Consider the following 2432-nt stretch of genomic DNA (forward strand, 5'->3'; position numbering starts at 1 on the left):
GCGTTGGCGCATGTCGGTGAGGTGCTGACCGGTGGTGATGTGGTGCCGGTCGGCGCGGTCGTGCGGGTGATGGCGGCCAATCCGGGGGTGCGGGTCCGGCATTTGTACGGTCCGACCGAGACGACTCTGTGTGCGACGACGTTCGTGTTGGAGCCGGGTGCGGTGGTGCCTTCGGTTCTGCCGATCGGTCGTCCTCGGGACAACATGCGGGTGTTCGTGCTGGATGAGTTTTTGCAGCCGGTTCCGCCTGGTGTCGTGGGTGAGCTGTATGTCGCCGGTGGTGGTCTGGCTCGCGGTTACACGGGACTGGCGGGGTTGACGGCGGAGCGGTTCGTGGCGTGTCCGTTCGGTGGTGGGCGGATGTATCGCACCGGCGACCTGGCTCGCTGGAACGGTGACGGGAACCTGCTGTTCGCGGGTCGTGTCGACGATCAGGTGAAGATCCGTGGTTATCGGGTGGAGCCGGGTGAGGTGGAGGCGGTGCTGGCCGCTCACCCCGGCGTGGGCCAGGTGGTGGTGCTGGCCCGGGATCAGCGGCTGGTCGCTTACGTGGTCGGTGAGGTCGCAGGTTTGCGGGAGCACGTCGCCGGACTGCTGCCGGAGTATCTGGTGCCGTCGGTGTTCGTGGAGTTGGACGAGTTGCCGTTGACGGTGAACGGGAAGGTGGATCGGGCTGCGCTTCCCGATCCGGAGGTCGGGTTCGAGTCTGGTGGGCGGGCTGCGGCGACGCCGACGGAGGAGATCCTGTGCGGTCTGTTCGCGGAGGTCCTCGGTCGTGACGTGGTTCCGGCTGATGTGTCGTTCTTCGAGTTGGGTGGGGACAGTCTGGCGGCGATGCGTCTGCTGGCGCGGGTGAAGTCGGTGCTGGGTGCCGAGGTCGCGATCGGGGAGATCTTCGCCGAGCCGACCGTCGCCGGACTGGCTCGGCTGGCCGGTAGCGGCGGGGTCTCCCGGGCGGCCCTGACCGCCCGCCCGCGGCCCGAGATCCTGCCGCTCTCCTACGCCCAGCAGCGCATGTGGTTCCTCAACCGCCTCGAGGGCAGCGGCGGCGCCGGTTACAACCTGCCGCTGGCCCTGCGCATGTCGGGTGACCTGGACGTCGCGGCCCTGGAGGCGGCGCTGGGTGACGTGGCTGATCGGCACGAGAGTCTGCGGACGGTCTTCCCGGCCGTCGACGGCACGCCGTACCAGCTGATCGTGGAGGGTGCCGAGGGTCGTCCCGCGCTGGCCGTGGTCGAGGCGCCCGAGCACGAGGTGCCGGTGCGGCTGGCCGAGCTGGCGGGGGAGATTTTCGATCTGGCGACGGACCTGCCCTGGCGGGCGTGGCTGTTGCGGAGCGGCCCGGACGAGCACGTGTTGCTGCTGGTGGCGCATCACATCGCGGTGGACGGCTGGTCGATGGGTGTGCTGTCCCGTGATCTGAGCGCCGCCTACATGGCCCGTCATCAGGGTGCCGCTCCGTCGTGGGCGCCGTTGCCGGTGCAGTACGCCGACTACGCCCTCTGGCAGCGCGAGGTCCTCGGCGACCCGGACGACCCGGAGAGCCGGATCACCGGCCAGCTGGACTACTGGCGGGACACCCTGGCCGGCGCACCGGAGGAGCTCTCGCTGCCCACGGACCGCCCGCGCCCGGCGGTGTCGTCGTTCCGGGGCGGTTCGGTGCCGGTCGAGGTGGGCGCCGACGTCCACGCCCGGCTGCTCGACGTGGCGCGAGCGGGCGGGGCCACGCTCTTCATGGTGGCGCAGGCCGCGCTGGCGGTGCTGCTGTCCCGGTCGGGTGCGGGCACGGACATCCCGATCGGCACGGTGACGGCGGGCCGGGGCGACGCGGCCCTGGACGACCTGGCCGGTTTCTTCGTCAACACGCTGGTGTTGCGGGCCCGGCTGGACGGTGACCCTACGTTCAGTGAGCTGCTGAAGCGGGTGCGGGAGACGGATCTGGCGGCGTACGCGCATCAGGATCTGCCGTTCGAGAAGCTGGTCGAGGTGCTCAACCCGGAGCGCTCGCTGGCGCGCAACCCGCTCTTCCAGGTCATGTTCGCGCTGCAGAACATCCCCACCGGTCAGAGCGAATGGGGCCTGCCCGGTCTGCGGATCGCCCCGGTCCTCTCCGGAGCGGGCGAGGAGGCCGCGCGCTTCGACCTGGCGGTGACCCTGATCGAGCGCCGCGACGAGGGCGGCGCCCCGGCGGGCCTGGCCGGCGGCATCCAGTTCGCGGCCGACCTGTTCGACGAGGAGACCGCGCGGACCCTCGCCGCCCGGTACGCCCGGGTCCTCGCCGCCCTCGCCGCGGATCCGGCCCTCCCGTTGAGCCGGGTGGTGGTGCTCGATCCGGCTGAGCGTTCGCGGGTGGTCGGCGAGTGGAACGAGACGTCGCGTCCGGTGCCGGGTGTGTCGCTGGTGGAGCTTTTCGCCGCTCAGGTGGCGCGTAC

The 2432-nt window shown here is 71.0% G+C and carries 1 protein-coding gene and 1 pseudogene; both read left to right on the forward strand.

What is annotated here, in order from left to right:
* Nucleotides 1-69: 69 nt before the first annotated feature.
* Nucleotides 70-240, forward strand: a pseudogene (locus AB0M08_RS47405) (hypothetical protein); the annotation flags it as partial.
* 15 nt (nucleotides 241-255) lie between these two features.
* The coding region (locus tag AB0M08_RS47410; protein ID WP_364508929.1) for a condensation domain-containing protein at nucleotides 256-2432 on the forward strand (2177 nt) is incomplete at its 3' end.

This window comes from Actinoplanes sp. NPDC051851 (assembly GCF_040681165.1).
Lineage (GTDB): Bacteria > Actinomycetota > Actinomycetes > Mycobacteriales > Micromonosporaceae > Actinoplanes.